General features: G+C 66.8%; 19 protein-coding genes. 4 read left to right on the plus strand and 15 right to left on the minus strand.

Going from position 1 to position 19,560, the window contains the following annotated elements; genetic code table 11:
• Nucleotides 1-60: 60 nt before the first annotated feature.
• The 6 genes from gcvH to secA2 form a co-directional block, all read right to left on the minus strand.
• Nucleotides 61-456 (minus strand): glycine cleavage system protein GcvH, encoded by a 396-nt coding sequence (gcvH, locus tag ACZYZ7_RS06665; protein ID WP_450071683.1) that lies wholly within the window; start codon nt 454-456, stop codon nt 61-63.
• 36 nt (nt 457-492) lie between these two features.
• Nucleotides 493-1,245, minus strand: coding sequence for a DUF881 domain-containing protein (locus tag ACZYZ7_RS06670; RefSeq protein WP_450071755.1), 753 nt, complete (start codon nt 1,243-1,245; stop codon nt 493-495).
• A 178-nt stretch (nt 1,246-1,423) separates the two neighbouring features.
• On the minus strand, nt 1,424-1,756 hold the full coding sequence (locus ACZYZ7_RS06675) for a small basic family protein (protein WP_003882035.1): 333 nt from the start codon (nt 1,754-1,756) through the stop codon (nt 1,424-1,426).
• 28 nt (nt 1,757-1,784) lie between these two features.
• On the minus strand, nt 1,785-2,684 hold the full coding sequence (locus tag ACZYZ7_RS06680) for a DUF881 domain-containing protein (protein WP_135455135.1): 900 nt from the start codon (nt 2,682-2,684) through the stop codon (nt 1,785-1,787).
• Nucleotides 2,681-3,304: a CDP-alcohol phosphatidyltransferase family protein gene (locus ACZYZ7_RS06685; RefSeq protein WP_135455137.1), complete on the minus strand. Its 624-nt coding sequence runs from the start codon at nt 3,302-3,304 to the stop codon at nt 2,681-2,683. Before ACZYZ7_RS06685 ends, ACZYZ7_RS06680 begins: the two co-directional genes overlap by 4 nt.
• A 10-nt stretch (nt 3,305-3,314) precedes the next feature.
• Nucleotides 3,315-5,672, minus strand: a complete 2,358-nt coding sequence (gene secA2, locus ACZYZ7_RS06690) for an accessory Sec system translocase SecA2 (protein WP_463740512.1) — start codon at nt 5,670-5,672, stop codon at nt 3,315-3,317.
• A gap of 120 nt (nt 5,673-5,792) precedes the next feature.
• Between secA2 and ACZYZ7_RS06695 the strand changes: the two genes are divergently transcribed.
• Both ACZYZ7_RS06695 and ACZYZ7_RS06700 read left to right on the plus strand, forming a co-directional pair.
• Nucleotides 5,793-7,727: an ABC transporter ATP-binding protein/permease gene (locus tag ACZYZ7_RS06695; protein ID WP_463740513.1), complete on the plus strand. Its 1,935-nt coding sequence runs from the start codon at nt 5,793-5,795 to the stop codon at nt 7,725-7,727.
• A 28-nt stretch (nt 7,728-7,755) separates the two neighbouring features.
• Nucleotides 7,756-9,660, plus strand: coding sequence for an ABC transporter ATP-binding protein/permease (locus ACZYZ7_RS06700; protein WP_463740514.1), 1,905 nt, complete (start codon nt 7,756-7,758; stop codon nt 9,658-9,660).
• On the opposite strand, the gene ACZYZ7_RS06705 is transcribed toward ACZYZ7_RS06700, so the two are convergent.
• The 6 genes from ACZYZ7_RS06705 to ACZYZ7_RS06730 form a co-directional block, all read right to left on the minus strand.
• Nucleotides 9,657-11,132, minus strand: a complete 1,476-nt coding sequence (locus ACZYZ7_RS06705) for an FAD-binding protein (protein ID WP_463740515.1) — start codon at nt 11,130-11,132, stop codon at nt 9,657-9,659. The two genes, ACZYZ7_RS06700 and ACZYZ7_RS06705, sit on opposite strands and share 4 nt — an antisense overlap.
• Nucleotides 11,129-11,623: a VOC family protein gene (locus tag ACZYZ7_RS06710; protein ID WP_463740516.1), complete on the minus strand. Its 495-nt coding sequence runs from the start codon at nt 11,621-11,623 to the stop codon at nt 11,129-11,131. Before ACZYZ7_RS06710 ends, ACZYZ7_RS06705 begins: the two co-directional genes overlap by 4 nt.
• Before the next feature lie 104 nt (nt 11,624-11,727).
• Entirely contained in the window at nt 11,728-12,390 is a 663-nt protein-coding gene (locus ACZYZ7_RS06715) for an Rv1815 family serine proteinase (protein WP_135460083.1), read from the minus strand.
• A gap of 188 nt (nt 12,391-12,578) precedes the next feature.
• Nucleotides 12,579-13,187, minus strand: a complete 609-nt coding sequence (locus ACZYZ7_RS06720) for a LysM peptidoglycan-binding domain-containing protein (protein WP_135455150.1) — start codon at nt 13,185-13,187, stop codon at nt 12,579-12,581.
• A 303-nt stretch (nt 13,188-13,490) separates the two neighbouring features.
• Nucleotides 13,491-14,402, minus strand: a complete 912-nt coding sequence (locus tag ACZYZ7_RS06725; RefSeq protein WP_450071688.1) for a sterol desaturase family protein — start codon at nt 14,400-14,402, stop codon at nt 13,491-13,493.
• Nucleotides 14,403-14,445: 43 nt separating this feature from the next.
• The gene (locus ACZYZ7_RS06730) at nt 14,446-16,017 is read right to left on the minus strand and encodes a carboxylesterase/lipase family protein (RefSeq protein WP_463740517.1); all 1,572 of its coding nucleotides are present in this window, start codon (nt 16,015-16,017) and stop codon (nt 14,446-14,448) included.
• Nucleotides 16,018-16,092: 75 nt separating this feature from the next.
• On the opposite strand from ACZYZ7_RS06730, the gene ACZYZ7_RS06735 reads away from it, so the two are divergent.
• Together ACZYZ7_RS06735 and ACZYZ7_RS06740 are read left to right on the plus strand one after the other, a co-directional pair.
• Nucleotides 16,093-16,428, plus strand: coding sequence for a DMT family transporter (locus tag ACZYZ7_RS06735; RefSeq protein WP_135455156.1), 336 nt, complete (start codon nt 16,093-16,095; stop codon nt 16,426-16,428).
• On the plus strand, nt 16,428-16,757 hold the full coding sequence (locus ACZYZ7_RS06740) for a DMT family transporter (RefSeq protein ID WP_167858136.1): 330 nt from the start codon (nt 16,428-16,430) through the stop codon (nt 16,755-16,757). Before ACZYZ7_RS06735 ends, ACZYZ7_RS06740 begins: the two co-directional genes overlap by 1 nt.
• Here ACZYZ7_RS06740 and ACZYZ7_RS06745 read toward each other — a convergent pair.
• From ACZYZ7_RS06745 to ACZYZ7_RS06755, 3 genes are read right to left on the minus strand one after another with little or no spacing between them, the layout of a single operon-like run.
• Nucleotides 16,701-17,963: an MFS transporter gene (locus ACZYZ7_RS06745; protein ID WP_450071690.1), complete on the minus strand. Its 1,263-nt coding sequence runs from the start codon at nt 17,961-17,963 to the stop codon at nt 16,701-16,703. The genes ACZYZ7_RS06740 and ACZYZ7_RS06745 overlap by 57 nt on opposite strands.
• Nucleotides 17,964-17,992: 29 nt before the next feature.
• On the minus strand, nt 17,993-18,901 hold the full coding sequence (locus ACZYZ7_RS06750; protein WP_450071691.1) for an SDR family NAD(P)-dependent oxidoreductase: 909 nt from the start codon (nt 18,899-18,901) through the stop codon (nt 17,993-17,995).
• Nucleotides 18,898-19,506, minus strand: coding sequence for a TetR/AcrR family transcriptional regulator (locus ACZYZ7_RS06755; RefSeq protein WP_450071692.1), 609 nt, complete (start codon nt 19,504-19,506; stop codon nt 18,898-18,900). Before ACZYZ7_RS06755 ends, ACZYZ7_RS06750 begins: the two co-directional genes overlap by 4 nt.
• Nucleotides 19,507-19,560 lie beyond the last annotated feature (54 nt).

Below are 19,560 nucleotides of genomic sequence, written 5' to 3' on the forward strand. Positions count from 1 at the left end.
TGCGCGCAGGTTACGGCCCAACCGGTCTTTGCGACCGGCCCTCGAAACCCTAACAATTCCTTACTCGGTCACGGCGGCGCGGTAGCCGTCCGCGTCGAGCAAACCGGCCAGGGCGTCCTCGATCGTGCCCTCCTCGAGCCGCAGATCGACCAGCCAGCCTTCGCCGTAGGGGTCGGAATTGACCAGCTGCGGACTGCCGTCCAGATCACCGTTGACCGCAACGACTTTCGCCGCCACGGGGGCGTACAGGTCCGACACCGACTTGGTCGACTCGACCTCGCCGAACGCGTCACCGGAGGCCAGCTGGGCCCCGACTTCGGGCAGTTGGACGAACACCACATCGCCGAGTGCGGACTGCGCGTAATCGGTGATGCCGACGCGCACCGTGTCGGCACCGGTACGCGACACCCACTCGTGCTCCGAGGTGTAGTACAGGTCGGCTGGGATCTCGCTCACGGTGCTCCTTATGGTCGGGAGAGTTGGTTGCTCTGCTCACTTGACGGGCTGAGCGTATTGGCGTGGTTTCGGTTGCCGCAAGGCGGTGACGTCGACGCGCTCGGCTTGTTGTACCACCATCGTGCCGCCGACACGTTTCACACTGTCCATTGCCCCGCCGGGAATGTTCATCGCGGCCGCCAGCGTGGGCGGATCCCCTATCACCAGAACCGAATACGGCGGCCGCAGGGTCACATCGTCGACCGTGAGCTGCCCGGGGGTGCCGATGATCCAGGTGTCGAGGCCCACCCGCACGGCGGATTGCTGATCCCCGCCGCGGATCTCGACGGCCTCGGCGCCGGCCGCGCGCAGCTCGTTGATCACATCGAGCATGGTCTCGGCGGGCACCCCGGGCGCATTGTCTTCTATGGTGAGCGTCACTCCGGGACCCGTCGCAGCCACCGTCCCGATCTGGATGGACAGCGCCTCCAGCCGGGACTGGGCATTCTCGATCGCGGCCTGATCACTGCTGCCCGAGGCCTGCAACTGTTGCAGTGTCCGCTGTAGATCGCCGACCTCGGTGTTGAGCGAGGCTTCACGTTGCTGCAGGGAATCGAGCAGCACGAGCAGATCCGCCGGCCGCGCGGTCTCCAGCGAATCCCCCGACTCGTTCTGGCGGACCTGCGTGACGATCGCCATACCGAGCAGGATGCACAACAGCACGCCGAGACCGCCGAACACGAGCTGCGTGCGGCTGCGGCGCACGATTCGCAGATTCCGGAACCGGCGTGGCGAGACATCCGCGGGCATCTCATGACGGCCGTGGTGCTCGGCGTGGTGTTCGGGCTTGTGTTCGGGCTTGTGTTCGGGCTTGTGTTCCGCCTCGGCCTCCGGCTGAGGCTCCGGCCGGTCTTCGGGCTGGTCCGGTTCGGTGGTGCCGGACGGCGGGTCCGGCTCGGCCGGGGGTTTGGACTCCGATTCGCTCATGTCAGGCGCCGAACAACCTGCGCCGCAGTGCGGCGGCATTACCGAAGATCCGGATACCGAGAACCACGATGATCGCCGTCGACAACTGGGTACCGACACCCAGCTGATCGCCGACATACACGATCAGCGCCGCCACCAACACGTTGAACACGAACGACACCACGAACACCTTGGCGTCGAATATCCGCTCCAGATATGCCCTCAACCCGCCGAAGACCGCGTCCAGCGCGGCCACCACCGCGATCGGAAGGTACGGTTCGACGAACTCGGGAACGCTCGGATGGAACACCAATCCGAGCACGATCCCGACGACCAGTGCGACGATCCCGATCATCTAACGGTCAATCCTGTGCACGTCAGGCCTATCCAATCTGTTTGGCGAAGTTGACATCCCGTACCGACACCGCGGGCACGGTCAGACCGTCGCCCGCGCTCACGTTCGCCCCGACCCCGTAGGAAGTCTCCAACAACCGCAGCCGCTGCAGACCCGGAGTGCGATCGAACGTATCGGCCATCCCCTTCGGCGGTCCGATGGCCACAATGACATACGGACTCGTGATCGGCTGGTTGTCGACCAGAATCCCGCCACCCGCCTGGCGGATCGTGACGCCGGCGCCGACCCGCACCCCGCCCACCGAAACCGCCTCTGCCCCACTGGCCCACAGTGAGTTCACCACCAGCTGCAGGTCCCGGTCGAGGATGATCTGCTGATTACCGGCGACCCGCTGTTTGGACACGTCGCTGAGGTCCTTTGACAGACCCGGATCCGTGACCGTGACGGTCAGCCCGGGACCGATCATCGGAATGGCGGCCGCTTCGATGTTGGCCGTGTCCAGACTGCCGAGCAACCGCTGGCCGTTCTCATCCATGCCGAGCCTGCTGCGCCGCTCGGCGTCCAGCTGATCGACGAGCGCGTCGCGCTCGGTACTGGCCGTGTCGGCACCGGCCTGAGCCGCTCGAACCCGCCCGGCGAGCGTGTGCTGGGCAACGCGTGCGGCCGGGGCCGCCGTCTGAGCCTGCCCCGCTGCGACCGCAAACACCGTGGCAATCGCGCCTGCGCCCACCAGCAACCACCCGATATCGGTGAACCGCCGGCGGGGCCGGTCACCGGCCTCACGTGCGGCAGCGGCCGCGGCATAGCCCGGGTCGAGGTGCTCCGACAGCAATGACCGCAGGAGCGAGGGCAGCGGAATGCGCTTGGGGGCGTGGGCCTCATGGTCGTTGAGCCCTGCCCCCGACTCGTAGCCGCCCAGGGTGCTCATGATCTGACGGGGAGTTGTCGCACCACCATCGTCACCTGGATCAGGTAGAGCACCGCAGACCACAGGTACAACGCCACGCCCCACAGCAGGAAGGCCCATCCGCAGGCCAGTGCCACCCGGCTCCACGTCGTGTCCCACTGACCGAGCAGCACCCACGGGAAGGCCGACATCAGGGCAAAGGTCGCGGCCTTGCCCACATACGTCACCGGCAGCGCCGTCAGGCCCCGGCGACGCAGGATCGGCAGCGTGGCGGCGAGCAGCACATCGCGGCCCAGCAGGGTCAGCACCAACCACCACGGCACCACGCCGTACAGCGCCAGGGCGACCGGAACCGTGACCATGTAGATCCGGTCGACGAGCGGATCGAGCAGCTCGCCGAGCCGCGACGACTGATTGTCGACCAGGCGCGCGATCTTCCCGTCGGCCCAGTCGGAGAAGCCGCTGAACATCAGGACCGCTACGGCCCACCCGTTGGCGTGCGCACCGAACAGCAGCCACAGGAACACCGGTACCAGCAGCAGGCGCAGCACACTGAGCGCGTTCGGCACGGTGAATACCCGGTCGCGTGCGTCAGTCGGCGGCGGTGCGCTCCTGCCCTCCGGAGCAGGCGCGTGGTCCATGCCTTAAAACCTAGCGGAACACGCCCGGCAGGCTCAGTGCCGACATGGTGTCGTCGTTGAGCGGATTGTCGTGGACCATGTACGTCCACGTCGACGTCGGCCGCGCGAGCTTGGACAGATCGATGCCCGGTTCGGCCTCGATCTCCTCCGCCGTGTCGAAGGTCTGCTGGGCGGCCTCGATGGCATCGGCGGCCAGCGAGGCGAAGGCGTCGACGGCCATCCGGTGGAATTCGTCGAGCGGGTTCTGGCGACCCAACGCCCGCAGGTGGATGCTCTCCCGGATGTCGGCGAGGAAGGCCAGATGGTCACACCAGCCGCGGTCCAGGTGGTAGAGCATGATCAGCCGGCAGATCTTCTCCAGCTTCTCCTCGCCGTCCTCCCCCAGTTCCTCGGCCAGCTTGGCGTAGCGCTCCGGTGACCGGGCCTGAAGCTCCTGGCGTGCGGTGTCGGTGCGCAGCAGGGTTTCGCGGCGGTCCACGATGATGGCGCGCTGCTGCGCGATCAGCTGGTTGTAACGCCAGGTGTTGGCGTGCACGTCGAGCAGCCGGCCCTCGGCGACGCGCTGCGCATGGTCGAGCAGACCCGCGGCCTTGGGCGCGGTGATCCGGCCGTCCTCGTCGGTTTCGGTGGGCAGCTTGGTGTCGTCGAGGTGGGAGGCCACGACCTCGTCCTCCCAGCTGGAGAAGAAGACCGTGGACCCGGGGTCGCCCTGGCGCCCGGACCGTCCGCGCAATTGGTTGTCGAGGCGTTCGGTGTGGTGACGGCCCGTGCCGACCACATGCAACCCGCCGAGATCGGCCACCTTCTGCTTTTCCGGCGAGTCGTCGGCCGCATCGGATCCGCCGAGCCGGATGTCGGTGCCGCGACCGGCCATCTGGGTGGACACCGTGACCGAGCCCAGCTTGCCCGCCTCGGCGATCACGGCCGCCTCCTCGGCGTCGTTCTTGGCGTTGAGCACGACGGCGGGTACGCCCGCCTTGACCAGCCTGCGGTGCAGGTCCTCGGACTCGGCCACGTCGTGGGTACCGACGAGCACGGGTTGACCGGTCTCGTGCACCTCGGCGATGTGTTCGACGATGGCGTGGTTCTTGGCCGCCTCGGTGAGATAGACCCGGTCCGTCTCGTCCTCGCGGACGTTGGGCTTGTTCGGCGGGATCGGCGACACCCCGAGCTTGTAGAACTGGCGCAGCTGCTCGCCGGCGGCCAGCGCGGTACCCGTCATGCCGCAGACGGTCGGGTACCGGTTGACCAGTGCCTGCACCGTGATGGTGTCGAGCACCTCACCGGTCTCGGTGGTCTCGATGTCCTCCTTGGCCTCGACGGCGGCCTGCAGGCCGTCCGGCCAGCGCTGCAGCGAGGCGATCCGGCCACGGGACGCGTTGATCAGGTGGACCGCGCCGTCACGGACGATGTAATGCACATCGCGCTGCAGCAGCACGTGCGCGTGCAGCGCGACGTTGACCTCGGTGAGCGTGGTGGCGACGTGCTCCTCGGAGTACAGGTCGATATTGCCCAGGCGGGCCTCGAGCTTGCGGGCCCCGGCCTCGGTGAGGTGCACGTTGCGGTTGTCGTCGTCGGTCGCGAAGTACTCGTCAGAACCGGTTCCGCTGATCAGCTCGCCGACCATCCGGATGATCTCGACGCGCGGCTGTTCGCGGTGACTGGTGCCGGCCAGCACCAGCGGCACCAGCGCCTCGTCGACCAGCACCGAGTCCGCTTCGTCGATGAGGGCCACGTCGGGATTCGGAGAGACCAGGTCGGCGACGTCGGTGACCAGCTGATCGCGCAGCACGTCGAAGCCGATCTCGTTGACCGAGGCGTAGGTGATGTCGCACTCGTAGGCCGCGCGGCGCTGCTCGGCGGTGGAGTCGGCGGTGATCCAGCCGACCGTGAGCCCCAGCGCCTCCAGCAGCGGGGTCATCCACTCGGCGTCGCGGCGCGCCAGGTAGTCGTTGATGGTGATGACATGGACGTGCCTGCCACCGATCGCGTAGCCGGCCGCCGCGATCGCCCCGGCCAGGGTCTTGCCCTCACCGGTGGCCATCTCCACGACGTCCCCGGCAAGCATGCGCAGTGCTGCCAGCAGCTGCACATCGAAGGGACGCAGGGAGGTCATTCGATCGGCAGCTTCCCGCGCCAATGCCAGGAACTGCGGCATGTCCGCGGACGCGGCCAGGTCCTGCAGTTCGAGCAGCTTGGCGGCCTTGGTCAGCTGCTCGTCGTCGAGTCCGGCAGCCTTGTCCTCGAATTCGGCAGCTCCCTTGACCTCGGAGAGCGACCGGGCCTGATTCCGCTCGGTGCTGGCCCCCAATAGCTTCCAGAACTTGCTGCTCACGCGGCCCGGTTTGGCGCTGGACGTCTTCGGCACATGTTCACGGTACGCGGACGCGGCGGATGCCTTTGAGTGTGACCCCGAACCGCATCGGCGCAGCCATGTCCTGGGACGTCCGACCCGGCTCGTGCCAGTTGGTAGGGGTACTTTGCCCGCATGGAGATGTTCACCCCGACACTGGACTGGGGCAACGAGCTCGGGACGTCACTGGTGTGGATCGCCAAGGGCTGGCTGATCGCGGCGGCGTGCACTCTCGTGATCCTGGTCCTGATCGCCAGGTTCACGAAGTGGGGCCGTCAGTACTGGCGGATCACCCGCGGATACTTCACCGGGCCCGAGAGCGTGATCGTGTGGGTGTGGCTGGCCGCGTTGCTGCTGTCGGTGATCACGAGTGTGCGTCTGACCGTGCTCTTCAGCTTTTACGGCAACGACCTGATGACCAGTTTCCAGGTCATCGCCGGTGGCATCTCCAGTGGCAACGAGGCCGTGAAGCAGTCGGGCAAAGACGGCTTCTGGATGGCAATGACCGTCTTCGCCATCCTCGCGACGCTCAACGTCGTGAGGATCATGCTCGACCTCTATATGACCCAGCGTTTCATGCTGCGGTGGCGGGCGTGGCTCACCGACCGGCTCACCTCCGACTGGCTCGACGGCAAGGCCTACTACCGAGCCCGCTTCATCGACGACACGATCGACAACCCCGATCAGCGCATCCAGACCGACATCGACACGTTCACCGCTAGCGCCGACTCCCTGCCGAACCGGCCCAACAACACCTCCACCGCGACCCTGCTGTTCGGCGCGATCAACGCGATCGCCTCGATGATTTCGTTCACCGCGATTCTGTGGAACCTGTCCGGCACGGTGACGCTGCCGCTGGTCGGCGTCGATCTTCCGAGGGCGATCTTCTGGATCGGGATCATCTACGTCCTGTTCGCCACGGTGGTGGCGTTCTGGATCGGCCGGCCGATCATCACGCTCTCGTTCAACAACGAGAAGTACAACGCGGCGTTCCGCTACGCACTGGTGCGACTGCGCGACGCGTCCGAGGCGGTGGCCTTCTACCGCGGCGAAATCGCCGAGCGCACCGGCCTGCGGCGGCTCTTCGACCCGGTCGTGTCCAACTACAAGCACTACGTCAACCGGATGACGAAGTTCCTCGGCTGGAACCTGACGATCGACCAGGCACAGGAACTCATCCCGTACGTCGTGCAATTCCCGCGGTTCTTCAGCGGCGAGATCACCCTCGGCGCACTGTCGCAGACCGCGAGCGCGTTCCGCAGCCTGCTCGACGGCCTGTCGTTCTTCCGCGGCGCCTACGACAACTTCGCCGGCTACCGCGCCGCCATCATCCGCCTCCACGGCCTGGTCGTCTCCAACGAGGAGGCCAGAGAACTGCCCGAGGTGACCACCACTCCGTGTGTGGACGGCACCGTGAAGCTCACCGACATCGAGGTCCGCACACCCGACGGCAGGCAACTCGTCAACCCGCTCGACCTGCACCTTCAGGTGGGTGAAACGTTGGTGATCACCGGGCCTTCGGGCAGCGGCAAGACCACGCTGCTGCGCAGCCTCGCCGAACTGTGGCCGTTCACGTCGGGCACGCTGACCCGCCCGTGCGGCCCCAACGAAACCATGTTCCTCTCGCAGTTGCCGTACGTCCCACTCGGCGACCTTCGGGCGGTGGTGACCTATCCGGGTGAGGAAGGTGCCGTCGACGACGAGACGCTCAAGCGAACCCTCGACGAGGTGGCCCTGCCGCATCTGGTCAGCCGGCTCGACGAGGTGCAGGACTGGGCCAAGGTGCTGTCTCCCGGTGAGCAACAAAGGATTGCGTTCGCCCGGATCCTGCTCGTCAAGCCCAAGGTGGTGTTCCTCGACGAGTCCACATCGGCGCTCGACGAGGGCCTGGAGTACATGCTGTATCAGCGGGTGCGCACGGATCTGCCGAACACCATCCTGGTCAGCGTCAGCCACCGCACCACGGTCGAGCAGCACCACACGCACGAATTGGAACTCCTCGGCGACGGCGAATGGCGGCTGGGGCGTGTCGAAGGCGAAGGCGAGCGCGCACTGATCAAGCAACCGTGAGCCTGGATTCCCGGTAACTTCCCGGGGTATGGAGATGTTCACCCAGTCACTGGACTGGGGCAACGAGATCCTTGCGTCGCTGTTCTGGGTCCTCAAGGCGTGGGCGATCGGCGCGGTGGCAGTGGTGGCCGTCCTGGCCGTGCTGGCTCGCATCACCACCTGGGGCCGTCAGTTCTGGCGGGTTACCGGTGGCTATTTCGTTGGGCGCCAGAGCATTCCGGTGTGGGCACTGCTCGGAGTTCTGCTCTTGTCGGTGATGCTCTCGGTGCGCATGGACGTGTTGTTCAGCTACTACCTCAACGACCAGACCACGGCCCTGCAGGTGGCGTTCTCCGGTGCCGGTTCGGGCGATGAAGCGGTGCGCCGCTCGGGAATCGACGGTTTCTGGCACTCGATCCTGATCTTCGCGATGTTGGTGACGGCGGACATCACCCGCACTTTGCTCGACCTGTATCTGATGCAGTACTTCATCGTTCGGTGGCGGGTCTGGCTCACCAACCGGCTCACCGGCGACTGGCTGGACCAACGCGCCTACTATCGCGGCCGATTCATCGGCGGGTTCGGCGGCAACCCGATCGACAACCCGGATCAGCGCATCCAGCAGGACATCGATGTCTTCACCACCGGTACCGGACCCGAGACCAACACGCCGACCGTCGCCACCGCGCAGACGCTCATGTTCGGATCGGTGTACTCGATCGTGTCGGTCGTCGCGTTCACGCCGATCCTGTGGGATCTGGCCGGCCCGTTGACGATTCTGGGCATCACGGTGCCGAAGGCGTTGTTCTGGATCGCGCTGGTGTGGGTGGCGATGACAACCGTCGTGGCGATCTGGATCGGCAGGCCGATGATTCGCCTGACGTTCCGCAACTCACTCACCAACGCCGCGTTCCGGTACGCACTCGTGCGCGTCCGTGACGGCGCCGAGGCAGTCGGCTTCTATCACGGCGAAAATACCGAACGTGCCACGCTCGCAGACCGATTCGCCAGGGTCATCGCCAATTACCGCAGGCTCGTGCTCCGGGGAGTCGCGTTTCTCGGCTGGAATCGGTCGATCAACCAGATCATCGACCCTCTCCCGCTGATCATCCAGGCGCCACGGTTGTTCGCGGGTCAGCTGACGTACGGCGACGTCCTGCAGTCGTCGAGTGCCTTCAACCGGGTGCAGAGTTCGCTGAGCTTCTTCCGCTCGGTGTACGACGCATTCGCGGGCTACCGGGCCGCCATCATCCGCCTCGACGGTCTCGTCACCGCGAACGAACAGGCAAGGGCGCTACCGCGATTGGATACCGGGGTGAGCACCAACGGCGGAGTCGAGCTCGAGGATGTCGAAGTGCGGTCACCCGAGGGCGACCTGCTTCTGCACGATCTCGACATGAAATTGGCGCCCGGCGATTCGCTGGTCATCACCGGGCCGTCCGGTACCGGGAAGACGACGCTGTTGCGCAGCCTGGCACGGCTGTGGCCGTACGGATCCGGCACGGTGCGTTATCCCGAGCAGGGCGGGGTGATGTTCCTGTCCCAACTCCCCTACGCCCCACTGGGTGATCTACGGACAGTGGCCTGCTATCCCTCACCGGCCGGCACCTACAGCGACGACGAGATCCGGGCAGCGCTCGACGCGGTCGCGCTGGGCAACCTGACCTCCCGGCTGGACGACGAGGCCGATTGGGGAAAGGTGCTGTCCCCGGGCGAACAGCAGCGGATCGCATTCGTCCGGGTTCTGCTGGCCAAACCGTCGGCGGTGTTCCTCGACGAAGCCACCTCGGCACTCGACGCCGGCCAGCAGTACGCGTTGTACACGACGCTGCGCACCGAGCTGCCCGACTGCATCGTGGTCAGCATCAGCCACCGCGACAGCGTCAACCGGCTCCACGACCGTCGCCTGGAACTGCTCGGCGACGGCCGGTGGAACCTCGCGTCCGTGAACTAGCGCGCCGCCGCGTGCGTACCGGCGCGGCGACCGAAGAAAGAGCCTTCGCCGAGCTGCACGCCGCTGGCGTACCCCTCGCCGTCCTGGGCGATGTTGGATGCGCAGGCCCCCGCCGCATACAGGCCTGAGATAACGCTGCCGTCCTCCCGCAGGACCTCACCGTCGATCGATACCGTCAGCCCGCCCATGGTGAATCCCGAGTACATGGCGACGCCGAGCGACAGGTCGAAGGCCGCGTACGGGCCCGTGTCCTGTGCGGCGATGTAGTCGGGTTGCTTGTGGAAGTCGGGATCCTCGCCGTCGGCCGCGTTCTTGTTGTAGCGGTCCAACGTCGCCGCCAGGTTCCCGGACGGAATGCCCAGCGCCGCTTCGACGTCGGCGACCGTCTCGTAGCCGTCGATGAACTTGATCAGCGGCATGGCCGGCATCTCCATGTGCGCCTCGTCCACGATGAGGTACGCCTGCTGATCGGGCTGCCGCAGGACGAACGCCGAGGTACGTGAGTGGTAGGAATCCTCCGCGACGAAGCGCTGCCCCTGGTTGTTGACGATGACGCCGGTCAACAGGATCTCCGGTGGGTAGGCCGCGGCGGTGATGAACAGCTGATCCATGCCGTTGGCCACGCCGCCGGCCGCGACACCCATCCGGATACCGAGGCCGTCGTCATTGGGGTTGCCCAGGATGTAGGGCTCGACCTCACCGTGGTGCTTGGTGCGACGCTTCTTGCCGAGCGCCGGGGTGTATTCGGCGACCATCTCGGGGTTCATCGCGAACCCGCCCGCGGTGATGATGACCGATTTCGCCTTGATGCAACCGGTTTCGCCGAAGTGCTTCCACTTGACGCCGACCACCGCTCCGTCGTCCACGATCAGGTTGGTGGCCCCGACCTCGTAGCGGATCGTGACGCCCAGTGCCTCAGCGCGTTTCAGCAGGAGGTCGATCACCATCGCGGCGCCGCCCAACTCCCCCGGCACCGGCACGGAGTGTCCGCGGGGAGCCGGCTGGGCCTGTTCGGTGAACGGCCAGACCTTCTCGTTGCCGGTGTAGGACAGCCCCTCGGTACCGGGCGGCACCACCACCTTGCCCGGGTAGAAGCTGCGCTCGAACTGGAAACCCAGCGCCTCAAGCCAATTGAAGTGCTCCACGCTGTCTTCGCTGTAGGCGCGGATCTTGTCCAGATCAGGTTCGCGGGACACGGCGACCAGGTACTTGTACATCTCTTCGGCGGTGTCCGGGTGCCCGGTCGCCTCCTGCACGGCGGTCCCGCCGCCGAGATAGAAGTGCCCGCCCGCCATCGAGGTGGTACCGCCGGCCGCCGCCGCCTTCTCCAACACCAGGACGCGGGCGCCCTGTGCTGCGGCACTGACCGCTGCGCAGCCTCCGGCGATGCCGAACCCGATCACCACGACGTCGAACTCGTCGGACCAGGATTCGACGTCCGCAGCCTCGACGACCTCGGGGATTTCCTTCACTGCTGCTCCTGTTTCACATACTCGAAGAACGCCCGGATCTCGGGCGGAATGTAAGCGATCTCCAGATACGGCACCCCGACCGCCGCGGCCGACAGGTAGGCGAATCTCATGCCCCCAGGCATGACTCCCTGGCAGACAACGGGTGTCCCGCCGCCTTCGGCGTCCCGCAGCTTTGCCTCGAACGCCTCGGGATCGGCCGCCTCGATGCAGATGTGGTGCAGGCCCGCCCCGTGGCGATCCAGGAACTCGGTGTAGACGCTCTCGCCGCGTACCGGCGCGATGAGCTCCAACTGGGTGTCACCGGCGTAGCTCAGCGAGATGTCGGCCACGAAATCGGCGGGCCGGCCGCGGTAGCTGCAGGCCTCGGGGCTGAAGTGCACCGCGGGCATACGCACCCACCGGCGCGCCCCCAGCAGGGTGGTCAGCGCCTGTTCGGTGGCGTCCAGATCGGCGGTGACCCAGGCAATCTGGACAGGTGTCTGATCAAACATCGCCATGAGAATATCGCCCACCCGGCGCGAACGCTAGAACGTGTTCTAGTTCTGCGATTCGCCCCGCCCATGACGTACACCGCCGGGCGTCCGGTTCGGAGCGGTCAGGGTTGCCCGACCAGATTCGACACCTCGCCGAGTGGCGCGCCGTCACTGCGGGCCTGCCCACTGGCGTTCTGCCACGATACGGCGGCCGGGTAATTACCCCACGTGCTGTTGAACATCCCGACGATGGCGGCGCGGCCATCCGGCGTGACGATGTACACCGGGCCACCCGAATCGCCCTTCTGGCTGACCACGCCGTTGGCCATGGTGAACCAGCCGTTGTTGACGGCCTCGACGGTGCCGCAGGTCTCCCCGGTCACCACCCCGAAGTGGCAGACCGGGGCCCCGGGCGTCGGCACCACCGCCGCATCCTCCACGAGCATCCGACCACCCGGCAGGATGTTGTTCACCGCGACGTCGCCGGCCAGTTGGATGGTCTCCCAGTCGGAGATCATGTGATTGGTGTCGACGGTGGCACCGTCGGGCGTGTTGTCCCGGAAGGAGCCCATGTGCCCGATGGAATTGCCGTCCCGGTCGTTAACCGGTCCGCCGCCGCGGCAGTGCCCCGCGGTGAACCCAACCCGACTCACCGGGTCCACGAAGCCCAGAGTGCACAAATTGGTGCCCTGCCGGATCTCCATCCCGGGATACACCAGCGAACCCGCCGCCGCGGCCGTCGGGACCGGACATACCAGCAGCCCTGCCACCGACACCCCCGCCATCGCCCGCATCACCCCACCAAGCCAACTGTTCACGGCCGGCCTCCCTCGTTTTCGGACGTGGTGAAAGTCACCCTACCGACATCAATATCGGCCAGGCGGCAACTTCGTTACCGGGGGTACCCGTATCCACGGGCCGAAAACGACGACGGCCCGGACCATGAAGGTCCGGGCCGTGCATCTGTTCTAGGTCAGGGAATCGTCAGAACCTGGCCTGGGTGAATCAGGTCAGGGTTGGCGACGCCGCTGGCATCGGCGATCTGCTGGTACTTGTTGCCGTCCCCGTAGAACCGCTCGGCGATCGCCCACAGGGTGTCGCCGGAGACCACGGTGTAGGTCCGCGGCTCGGGTGCCGGCGGGGGTGGCGGCGGCGCGGCCGGCTCGGGCGCGGCTACCGGCTCCTCGACCGCGGCCGGGGCGACCTCGACCTCGGGCGCGGCGGCCTCGGGCGCCGGTGGCGGCGGCTCGGAGGTCTCGGTATTGGACGACCACGCGGGCCCGTCGGCGGCGTACAGCACCAGGTTGCGGTCGTCCTGGAGAACCAGCTTGACGTCCTTCTTGCCCTTGGTGTCGGTGTGCCACACGGGCTTCTCCGAGGTGTACAGCACGAAGTTACCGTCGGTCTGCACCTCCGCCCGCACCACGTCCTGGCCGTTGGTGGAAGTCGACCAGACCGCTTGGCCACGTGCCTCCAACACGAGGTTGCCATCATCCTGCAACGTCAGCGTGTACGCGCCGTTGTTGGAGGTGAGCGACCCCCCCTTCTCCAGCTTCTGTCCTTCGGTCAGTGTGTCTCCCACGCATTGCCCCTTTCTTGACCGTGATCCGGATTGTGCACCCGGCTGAGTCGACCTTACTGATTTGAAGTTTGCTTTGGTGCCATTCGGCTCGGCCCGAATTCAAACGTCACACAAACACTGGGGAACACTGGGAGTTTCGACGAAAGAAGGCCCGGATCACATCCGCGCGGCGTGTCGCAAATCGAAGCTCAGGCCGAATGGTGGACGGCGTCAATTGTTGTGCCGGCCAATGGTTATGGCGGTGACAGCAGCCGTTCATGTCCCGGGGTCACAGCGGGGGCCAGGTCGCGGCCGGCGAACGCGCTACCCGACCGGCTGGGATTCGAAAATGTCGGCGGGCTGCCAGCCCGGCGGACCGAAGATGTAGCCCAGCCGGTCACGCAGGCGGCCGGCCCGCCGCACGTCGCGAGCAATGGCCACGTATTCGTGGGTCTGCAGCTTCCAGATGTTGAACGTGCCCACCGGCTTGGTCAGCCCGTAGTGCGGCCGGAACACCTCCGGCTGGAACGTGCCGAACATCCGGTCCCAGATGATCAGGATGCCGCCGTAGTTGCGGTCCAGGTACAGCTGGTCACGTCCGTGGTGCACACGATGATGCGACGGCGTGTTGAAGATGAATTCGATTGGCCGCCATAACTTTCCGACTCGCTCGGTATGAACCCAGAACTGATAGACCAGGTTCACCGAGAAGCTGGCGAACACCAGCCACGGTGGGATGCCGAGCAGTGGCAACGGAATCCAGGCCAGGATTTCGCCGCTGTTGTTCCATTTCTGCCGCAGTGCGGTGGCGAAGTTGTAGTACTCACTCGAGTGATGGGCCTGATGCGTCGCCCAGATCAACCGCACCCGGTGTGCCACCCGGTGGTAGGCGTAGAACAGCAGATCCACCCCGACGATCGCGATCACCCAGGTGTACCACCGATTTCCGGGCAGATGCCAGGGCGCCAGATAGGCGTAGATGGCGGCATAACCCAACAACGCCAGCAGTTTCCATCCGGCGGTGGTGAGGATCGACACCAACCCCATCGAGATGCTCGCCCACGCATCGCGGGTATTGAACGCACCGGCGGGTGCCCGGTCGGATTCGAGGTGCTCCAGGCGCCGGGCCGCCACCCACTCCACGGTCAACAACACCAGGAAGAACGGGATGGCGAAGAACACCGGGTCCCGCATCGGCGGAGGCAGAAAGTCCAGTACGGACCTGATCATGTCCATGTCAACATCTTTGTCTCAGCGGATTTGTCTCATTGGTTTCGTCTTACCGGAAATTGAGTATCTGGCTCCCCCAGGCCGCGTGGATATCGCGGTCCAGGTCGGCGACCGTCTTGTCGTTCTTGTTGATCACCAGGGAGGCCCGGTCCTCCCGGCGGTACGACCGCCACACCGGTTCCCCGAGGGCACCCGAGGGCTGCCCGGTGGTGGCGAAGTTGACCCACCGACGACGCACCCGCTGCGACACCGCGCGCCCGTGCTTGAGCCCACCCAACTTGAACGTCGGGTCCCTCGGCCCGGCGACCAGATTGCCCCAGATGTAAGGCAGTTCGGTCGCATGGGCGGCGCCGAGCCGCAGTAGACGCAGCATCGGGGTGGTGAAGTCGAAGCGGTACAGATGCACGGGGGCGACGGTGCTGTGCCCCTCAGCGAACCACAGGGTCGGCATGCGGAAACCGATGTCGCGCGCCACGCCCAATCCGATCTCCTTGGGACGTAAACCCGCATAGGCGGAGGTGATCTGGGCTTCGGTCGGCAGTTGCAGGCCGGGCTGTTCGGCCGCGATGGCCGCGAACATGGACCGCAATGCACCGGGGGTGATCGGCATCAGCGGTGACTTCATCCAGCGGAACACCGTGCCTTCGTGCTCGTTGGTCCCGATGATCAGCGGCACCGGGTGGGTGCGGCCCTCGCTTGCCGCCGCGACCGGATAGTCCGGAACCACATCGCCGTCGACGATGGGGGCGAATGCCAGCAGGCCCGGCGTCTGGGTCGGCACCGCGTCGAAAACCTCCTTGGCCGCGGACAGGATGCTGGGCACCGGCGCGCCGGACAATCGCCCGACCTCGTCGCCGTCGACGCCCAGGCGCTCGAGGAACTGGGCGGCCACGGCGCGGGAGCGCTCGGCGTCGTACACCGATGTCGCAGGGGAACTCTGCGCGATCGCCGCACTGAAAAGCCCTTCGGCGGCCGGGCTGGCCAGCAGGGTGGTGACGATCCCGCCGCCGGCCGACTCCCCGAACAAGGTCACCTGGTGCGGGTCCCCGCCGAATGCGGCGATGTTGTCGCGCACCCACTGCAGCGCCGACAGCACGTCGCGCAGACCGAGGTTGGTGTCGAAACGCAGTCCCTTCGCACCGGGGCGCCCGTTGAAATGGGACAGGTCCAGGAAGCCGAACGGGCCGAGGCGGTAGTTGACGGTGACCACGACGACATCACCTTCTGCGGCCAGGACCGACCCGTCGTAGAGCGGCTGACTCCCGGAGCCCATGACGTAGGCACCGCCGTGAACCCACACCATGACCGGTTTGGCGTCGCCGGCCTCGGTTCCGCTCGGCGCCCAGACGTTGAGCACCAGACTGTCCTCGCCCTGGCGTCCACCGAGGTCGAGCGGGAGCCTCGGATCGGCGATCTGCGGGCACACCGGCCCGGCGCCGGTCGCGTCGGCGATCTCGTTCCAGCCGCCGGGAGGTTGTGGGGCCCGCCACCGCAACTCACCGACGGGCGCGGCGGCGTAGCGAATACCCATCCACTGCTTGACGATTCCGTCGTCGGTCCCGCGAATCGGGCCGTACCCGGTGTCGACGACCGGCCCGGGGGTGCGTGTCGGATCGGTCATGCGGCTCCTCGGCGAATCTGGGCGAACTCCCCCACGGTACTCACCCGCCGCCCCGCGCTCGGATAGGTTGGTCCGGTGCGGACCTGGGCGTTGTTGATCGCGGCCGTCGTCACCGAAGTCAGCGCCACGTTGTCGCTGCGCGCGTCCCAGGACCATTCGGGATGGCTGGTGCTGGTGGTGTCGGGCTATCTGGCCGCGTTCGTGTTGTTGACCCTGGTGCTGCGGGCCGGCATGCCCGTCGGCGTCGCCTACGGCATCTGGGGTGCCCTGGGTACCGCGGCGACGGCCGTGCTGGCGGCGGTGCTGTTCGGCGACCCGTTCACCTGGCCGATCGTCGCCGGCATCGGATTGATCATCGCGGGTGTGCTGCTGGTCGAACTCGGGTCACACTCGCGGCAGGCCGAATCATGATGTGGCTGGCGCTGACCGGGGCAATCCTGGTCGAGGTGTTCGCCACGCTTGGGCTGCGCGCCTCGGACGGGTTCCGCCGTAAGGCCTGGATCGCGCCGGTGGTGGCCGGGTATGTGATGTCGTTCTATCTGCTGTGGCTGGCCCTGTCCTTGGGTGTACCGGTAGGGATCGCCTACGGCATCTGGACCGCGTGTGGGGTCGCCCTCGTCGCCGTCATCGCCAAGTTCCTGTTCAAGGAGCCGCTGACCCCGGTGATGATGCTCGGCATCGGGCTAATCGTGTCGGGTGTGTTCACGATCGAGCTCGCGGGCGTCGGGCCCACGCACTGAATCAGGCACCGACGCCGGCCTCCGCGGCAGCGCCCCGGCCAGCAGGACCGCCACCAGCCCGGCCACCGGTACCGCCAGCAGTCCGGCCCGCAATCCGGCGGCATCGGCGACAAGCCCGACCAGCAGCGGTGCCCCGAAGAACCCGACCCGCATCAGCCAGGTGACCACGGTCAGACCGGTGCCGGGTCGCAGCCCGGACAGCTGATCGGCGCCGTGCATGGCGGCGGGCACCAGGGTGGCCACGCCCAGACCCGCGAGCGCGAACCCGGCGATCGTGGTGGCGATGCTAGGGAACGCCAGCGCGGACCCCATCCCGACAGCAGCGATCAAACCGCCCGTCCGCGCCACGGTGGCCTCGCCGAAGCGGTCGACCAGCCGGTCGCCGATCAGCCGGCCGATGAACATGAACCCGACCAGTGCGATGTAGCCGAAGACCGCCACCGCCGGCGGCGCGTGCAGGGTGTCGCGCAGGTACAACGTGGCCCACGAGTTTCCGGCGTCCTCGACCGTGGCGCCGGCGATGGCGATCAGCACCAGTGCCAGCAGGATCAGGTACACCCGCGGCCCGGCCTTGCTCCCCGCCGCCGCGGCGTGTGCGGCCGGGTGGTCATCATGGTCGGAGCCCGGCAGCAGGTAGCGGTAGGCGACCAGCGCCACCGCACTCAAAAGCACTCCGACCACCAAAAGGTGGATTCCGCGCGGTACGCCCAGTGCGATCGCGCCGGCACCGGTGAGCCCACCGAGGATCGCCCCGGCAGCCCAGACCGCGTGCAGGGAGTTGATGATCGAGCGACCGTGTTCGCGTTGCAGCCGCAGCCCGTGTGCGTTCTGTGCGACGTCGACCACCGAATCGCAGGCGCCGGCCAGAAACAGGGCCGCGGCAAGCATGAGCGGCGTGCCCGCGCCACCGGCTGCGACGACGAAAGCGGCCAGGGCGACGGTGCCGATGACCGCGACGCGTGCGCTGCGGAACCGTCGAATCAACGTCGCCGCAGTGAGTCCCGCGACCAGTGCCCCGCCGGCGAACGAGGCGACGGCCGCGCCGTACACCGCGTTGCTCAGATGCAGATCGGTTTTGATCTCCGGATAACGCGGCAGCAGATTGGCGAAGATCGCTCCGTTGGTCAGGAACAACGCTCCCACCGCGATCCGGGCCCGGCGCAGCACGACGGTGTCGCCATCTTCTGAAACCGGCCCGGATGTCACTGGGGCGACACTACTGCGGCCCGGGCGAGCTAGCCGACCGCCGACACCAACCGTTCGCTGACCTGCCACAGATCTGCAGCCTTCGCCGAGTCGTACGAATCGCGCGAGGAGCGGATCCGGCGAGTTCCCTCGAAGTACTCCCCTGTGACGCCGTCGAGGGCGGGATCCTCGACGAGCGCGGCGAGATGGGCTCCAGAACGCCTGGTGCTGTTCACGTTGGGCAGGATCCGCAGTGCCGGCATGAACAGGCGCCAGGCCAGCCGCTGTACGCCCCTGTAGTCCCTGGCCAGCCCCGACCCCGGCATCAGGCCCGGATCGAATGCGTTGACCGTGACTCCGCGGGCACCGTGCCCCAGCCGCCGGTCCAACTCGTAGCTGAAGAGCATGTTGCAGAGTTTGGAGGTGGTGTAGCGACGCCGGCCCTCTTCGCCCGTCAGGCCGCCCACCGGCGGACGCAGTAGTTCTTCAGCTGAATTATATTGCGGCGCAGGCATACCCGTGAACTTGTCCGGATCGTGGGTGCCGCTGCTGACCACCACGATTCGCGCGGGGGCCGTCAGGGCGCCGAGCACATGCTGCACCAGGGCGAAATGACCGAGATGGTTGACGCCGAACGTCATCTCATAGCCGTCCGCCGTCGCCGGCGAACCCGAGACCACCTGCAGCCCGGCGTTGCACACCAGCGCGGCCAACGGCGGAACCTCCAGTTGCGGCAATCTGACGGCGAAGTCGCGCACCGACCGTAGCGATGCCAGGTCGAGTTCAGCGACCGTGGTGCGTCCCGGACAGTCGAGCCGGGCCGCGGCGTCGGCGCCGCGTTGGGCGTCGCGCACCGCCAGCACCACGTGCCACCCCGGATCGGATTCCAGGAGTGCACGAGCGCATTCGAATCCCAACCCGGTGTTCGCGCCGGTGATGATCGCGGTCCTGCCGGTCACGTTTCCTCCAGGAGTATCGGGATCAGGGCGGTGACGGCTTGCCACAGCCGCTGGTACATACGCGCCACGTCGGTGCTGTCGGGCTCGAGGTGTCCGGCGAAGAACACGCCGTCGGACTGCGCGACGGCGAATGCCGCGAGTTCGGCCACCACCCGCTCCGCACGTCGTGGTGGCACATCCGCGGGCAGCTGGCCGCGCACGGCGGCCGAGAAACGCGAGATGGCAGTGTCCCGCACGCGGCGCACCACGGCGGTCACCGTCGGGTCATCGCTGCGTTCCAGCGACAGCAGGTACAGGATCCGGAGGAACTCGGGGCGCTGTGACTGCTGGTCCGCCAGGATCGCCAACTGCTCGTCGATGCTCCCGCCGCTCGGGATGGCCGCGAAGAAGCGGTCGGCTCCGCGTTCCATCACGGCGGCGAGGACGCCGTCCTTGGACCCGAAATGCCAGTAGATGGAGCTGGCCGGCAGGCCGCAGGCCTTGCGGATGTCGCTGATCGAGGTGGCGGCGTAGCCGCGGGTGGCCATCAGTCGCTCGGTGGCGTCGAGGATCTGTTCGCGAGAATCCGCGCCCTGCCGTTGTCGCCTCGTGGCTGCAGTTGTCACCTGAACCTGCCTCTGTACGGATCGTTACAGACAGGCTATCAACGCTCGTGGGCA

The organism is Mycobacterium sp. IDUB_17 (genome assembly GCF_055419465.1).